The organism is Ponticaulis profundi (assembly GCF_042659465.1).
GTDB classification, from domain to species: domain Bacteria; phylum Pseudomonadota; class Alphaproteobacteria; order Caulobacterales; family Hyphomonadaceae; genus Ponticaulis; species Ponticaulis profundi.
Window position 1 is genome coordinate 3164 of record NZ_JBHSSW010000034.1, and the last position, 5156, is coordinate 8319.

The 5156-nt window shown below is 60.4% G+C and carries 6 protein-coding genes; all 6 read left to right on the forward strand.

What is annotated here, in order from left to right; genetic code table 11:
- The coding region (gene cueR, locus ACFQDM_RS15305; RefSeq protein ID WP_377380524.1) for a Cu(I)-responsive transcriptional regulator at positions 1-461 on the forward strand (461 nt) is incomplete at its 5' end.
- Entirely contained in the window at positions 458-913 is a 456-nt protein-coding gene (locus tag ACFQDM_RS15310) for a DUF411 domain-containing protein (RefSeq protein WP_240542619.1), read from the forward strand. The genes cueR and ACFQDM_RS15310, both read left to right, overlap by 4 nt.
- A gap of 9 nt (positions 914-922) precedes the next feature.
- Positions 923-1684, forward strand: coding sequence for a MauE/DoxX family redox-associated membrane protein (locus ACFQDM_RS15315; RefSeq protein ID WP_127899935.1), 762 nt, complete (start codon positions 923-925; stop codon positions 1682-1684).
- A 163-nt stretch (positions 1685-1847) separates the two neighbouring features.
- Positions 1848-2333, forward strand: a complete 486-nt coding sequence (locus ACFQDM_RS15320) for a DUF305 domain-containing protein (protein ID WP_127899936.1) — start codon at positions 1848-1850, stop codon at positions 2331-2333.
- Between the two features lie 71 nt (positions 2334-2404).
- Positions 2405-4738 carry a heavy metal translocating P-type ATPase gene (locus ACFQDM_RS15325; RefSeq protein ID WP_377380527.1) on the forward strand — a complete coding sequence of 778 codons (2334 nt, stop codon included), beginning with the start codon at positions 2405-2407 and terminating at the stop codon, positions 4736-4738.
- Positions 4739-4759: 21 nt separating this feature from the next.
- Positions 4760-4957 (forward strand): heavy-metal-associated domain-containing protein, encoded by a 198-nt coding sequence (locus ACFQDM_RS15330; protein WP_042246697.1) that lies wholly within the window; start codon positions 4760-4762, stop codon positions 4955-4957.
- Positions 4958-5156: the final 199 nt, after the last annotated feature.

The window sequence follows — 5156 nt, forward strand, 5'->3', positions numbered from 1 at the left end:
TGAACATCGGAGACGCCTCTGCCCTCTCGGGTGTATCGGCCAAGATGATCCGCTACTACGAGCAGACCGGGTTGATCCCCCTAGCTGCGCGCACAGCCTCGGGGTATCGAAACTACGCCGATGCAGACGTTCACATGCTTCGGTTCATTGCACGGTCGCGGGATCTGGGCTTTCCGATCAGCGAAATCACCGACCTGTTGGATCTGTGGCGTAACACCGACCGGCGTAGCGCCGATGTCAAAGCACTGGCACAAGCCCGGATCCAGGATCTCCGCCACAAGATTACCCACCTACAGGACATGGCCGACACGTTGGAGACGCTGGTGCGATCCTGCGCCGGAGACGAGCGCCCGGACTGCCCGATCCTGCATAATCTGGAAACGGAAGCATTCCCTGCCTCGGGCAGACGCTCAAATCATGCCGGTCCCCACGCCAACATCAACGAAAGGATCACATCGTGATCGACAGACGCCTGTTCATCGGAACGCTCGCCGCGGTCCTCATTCCCGCAACATCGGTGCTGGGGGCGGTGTCCACATCCCAAGACACTCTAATCGCGGTGGTTCGATCACCCGATTGCGGCTGTTGCGGAGCCTGGATCGATCACCTGCGAGACAGTGGTTTTGCCGTCGAAGAAACTCTGTCCGATGACGTCGAGGCCTTCAAGGATCAGCATGCCGTGCCCCAGCCTCTTCGGTCCTGCCACACCGCCCTTGTCGAGGGCTATGTGATCGAGGGCCATGTTCCGGCCGAGGCCATCCGCACCCTGCTGGATCAGCGCCCCGATGTCCTTGGTCTGGCAGTTCCGGGAATGCCGATCGGATCTCCCGGCATGGAGATGGGCGATCAAACGGAGCCGTTCGAAGTCATTCTCTGGAGCGATTCCGGCACAAACATATTCGCAAGCTATTAAGGGGGCCCCATGCCATCAGCATCGCCTGGAACCGCGACCCTCCATCGGATGGTCATGACCAAACACATGTGTCCCTACGGACTCAAGTCGCTCGATCTGCTCAAGCGCCAAGGCTTCCGCGTCGAGGACCATCATCTGACGACCCGCGGCGAGGTCGATGCCTTCAAGGAGCAGCATGACGTCCAGACCACGCCGCAGACCTTCATCGGCGGCCAGCGGATCGGCGGCTATGACGACCTGCGGCGTCATTTCGGCAAGACCGTTCGCGACAAGACCGCGACGACCTATCGGCCAGTGATCGCCCTGTTCGCCATGGCAGCCGCCATGGCCCTGGCCACCAGTTGGGCGGCGTTCGGCCAGCTCTTCACGGTGGCTGCGGCGGAATGGTTCGTGGCCTTCGCGATGTGTCTCCTGGCCTTGCAGAAACTGAAGGACGTGGACAGCTTCGCCACGATGTTCCTGAATTATGATCTGCTGGCCCAGAGGTGGGTTCGTTACGGCTACGTCTATCCCTTCGCCGAGGGTCTGGCAGGCGTCCTGATGGTCGCGGGCGCGCTGATGTGGTTGTCGATCCCGGTGGCCCTCTTCATCGGCACCATTGGCGCTGTGTCGGTTTACAAAGCGGTCTACATCGACAAGCGAGAGATCAAATGCGCCTGCGTCGGTGGTGACAGCAACGTGCCCCTAGGCTTCGTCTCGCTGACAGAGAACCTGATGATGATCGCCATGGCCATCTGGATGCTGATCAAGGTTACGATGCTCGGGCATTGAGCACGCTATTCGATAGAGAGCCGCGCTTTGCAGCGCAAACGGCTGCAGGCGAAAAGTTCTACTGTGCCTGTAGCCGAAGATGAAAATGGATCATTCCGACCATGAGGCACAGCCTCAATGTTCCGGCTTCAAGAGAAACCTAAAATAGAAACGGAGACATATCATGGGATATGGCCGCTTTTTCGCGATGATCGCGACCTCTACCATCGTCATGTATGGGCTGATGTACCTCAATACCTACTCGATTGATCACATCGAGTTTTCGCAGACCCGCATGTGGATGGCGATTTACATGGGATCGGTCATGGCGGTCATCATGCTCGCCTTCATGTTGGGCATGTATACCGATCGAAAGAAGAACATTGCGATTTTCGTTGGCGCTGGTTTGGCGTTCGTTCTGTCCCTCTGGCTGGTGCGAAGCCAGGAGACGGTCGAGGATCTTGCCTGGATGAAGGCGATGATCCCCCACCATTCTATCGCTATCCTGACCAGTGAGCGCGCGGATATTTCCGATCCAAGGGTCCGGGACCTTGCTGACGCGATCATCGAGGCGCAGCGCAACGAGATCGCAGAAATGAAACGGTACATCGCCGATATCGAGGCGAATGGCGACGCACCTGCGGGCACTCCCCGCGTGGAGGCTAACTGAATCACATCAAATGAGGGTGTCACTCCCCGGGCATCTTAGATGGAAGAACATCAGTAGAAAGTTGGCAGGACATGGATCACGATCATCATCACTCGGCGCTCGACATCCCTGCGGGGACCGAGACGGCAAAGGACCCGGTCTGCGGGATGACGGTCGCGGTCAAGGCTGACGGGCGTCGAGCGGAGTTCGGAGACAAGACTTTCCATTTCTGTTCGGAAAAATGCCAGACCAAGTTCAAGGTAGATCCGTGGTTCTACGCTTCCGGCAGAGCCGCAGGACAGAAAAAGTCCGCTCCGGCCAACGCTCAGTATACCTGTCCGATGCACCCGGAGATTGTCCGCGATGTGCCCGGCGACTGTCCGATCTGCGGCATGGCGCTCGAACCGATGCTGCCCTCGGACGAGCCGAGCGAGGAACTGACCGACTTCACTCGGCGCATGTGGATTTCAGCCGCCGCCGCAGTGCCACTGGTCATCCTGACAATGGGTGAACTGGTCGCTCTGCCGGTGCGGGACTGGATTGGCCACCAAATCGCGAGCTATCTCGAATTCGTTCTGGCGACGCCTATTATCCTCTGGGCCGCCTTGCCTTTCTTCAAGCGAGGCTGGGACTCGCTTGTAAACCGATCACCGAACATGTGGACGTTGATCAGTCTTGGCGTGGGCGCGGCCTATCTCTATTCGCTCGTCGCGACTTTCCTGCCCGGCGTATTTCCCGATGCCTACCGAATGGGTCATGGTGTCGGCACCTACTACGAGGCGGCCGTGGTGATCGTGGCTTTGGTCTTCGTGGGTCAGGTTCTGGAATTGCGGGCACGAGAACGCACTGGGGATGCCATTCGAGCGCTGCTCGATCTCGCACCAAAGACCGCGCGGCGTATCCTGCCGGATGGCTCGGAATATGACGCGCCTTTGGAAAACATCATGGAAGGTGACCGGCTCCGCGTGCGCCCGGGCGATGCGGTGCCGGTGGACGGCATAGTGATCGAGGGCCGCTCATCCCTGGACGAGAGCATGCTGACCGGCGAGTCGATGCCGGTGGAGAAAAGTTCAGGCGATGCAGTGACCGGGGCCACGATCAACAAGAACGGCAGCCTCGTGATCGAAGCGGGCAAGGTCGGCGCCGACACGGTTCTTGCGCAGATCGTGGCGATGGTCTCGAACGCGCGGCGGTCCCGTGCCCCGATCCAGGGGATGGCCGACCGGGTCTCGGCAGTGTTCGTGCCAACGGTGGTCGGTATCGCAATCTTAGCCTTCCTCGTGTGGCTAATTTTCGGCCCCGAGCCCTCGCTGGTCTTTGCCATTGCCTCGGCCGTGTCAGTCCTGATCATTGCCTGCCCATGCGCCCTTGGGCTGGCCACGCCGATATCGATCACCACCGCGGCGGGGCGGGGCGCACAGGCGGGTGTGCTGATCAAGGATGCCGAAGCGCTGGAGCGGATGGCGGGGGTCGATACCCTGATTGTCGACAAGACTGGCACGCTGACCATGGGCAAGCCAAAGCTGACGGATACCGTGGTGCTGGGGGACAGGACCGAAGCGGACTTGCTGTCCCTGGCGGCAGCGCTCGAGCGCGGCTCGGAACACCCGCTGGCCGAAGCGATCGTCGAAGGCGCCGAAGCGCAGGGCGCGGGGCGACAAGAGGCAGTGGATTTTGAAGCCGTCACCGGCAAAGGCGTGCGCGGCACGGTTGGCGGACGGGCAGTGGCGCTCGGCAACGCGGCGATGATGCAGGAGATGGGACTAGACACGGGCACGGCCGAGGCGAAGGCCAATACCCTGCGCGCCGAGGGCAAGACGGCAATGTTCATCGCTGTCGATGGTGCCCTGGCCGGCATCGTGGCGGTCGCCGACCCAATCAAGGAAAGTACCGCGCAAGCGATCCGCGAACTCCACGCACAGGGGCTGCGCGTCATCATGGCGACGGGTGACAACGAGCGCACGGCACAGGCTGTGGCGAGCAAGCTCGGCATCGACGAAGTCCGCGCAGGTGTCCTTCCGGAAGCCAAAAAAGACCTGATCGACCAGTTGCGCCGCGAGGGACACAAGATCGCCATGGCGGGAGACGGGGTGAACGACGCGCCCGCACTGGCCGCTGCCGATGTCGGCATCGCCATGGGCACGGGCGCGGACGTGGCCATGGAAAGCGCCGGGATAACCCTTCTGGGTGGTGACCTGATGGGCATCGTCCGGGCACGCAAGCTGGCGCGGGCGACATTGCGCAACATCAAGCAGAACCTGTTCTTCGCCTTCGCATACAATGCGCTTGGCGTGCCAATTGCGGCAGGTCTGCTTTACCCCATCACCGGGACTTTGCTGTCACCGATGATCGCAGCTGCGGCGATGAGCCTGTCCTCCGTTTCGGTTATTACCAACGCCCTCCGCCTGCGGCGGGTGGATCTGTAAGAAAGCAAAAAGGAAAAACAAATGACGACATTCAATATTCCGAACATGAGCTGCGGCCACTGCAAGGCAACGGTGCAAAAGACCATCCATGCAATCGACCCCGAGGCACAGATCGAGTTCGACATGGCGTTACGAACGATCGCTTTGGAAAGCCGGGCTAAGCCGGACAACCTTCAAGTGGCACTGGCCGCAGCAGGATACCCCGCCACTCTGGCCTGAATTAAAGTGTTGGGCCGGATGTTCAGTCGCCGCAATGGGCGTATCAGGCGACTGGCCCATCTGCCTTATCAAAATGTATCATGCTCATACCTCATTCGTGCTTATCCAGACACGAGGCTGTAGGTTATCAAGCGTATCCCGCACCAGCATGACCGAGTTGACCAGGACCATGGCCGCCGCCGCGGCGGCCATGGTCAGC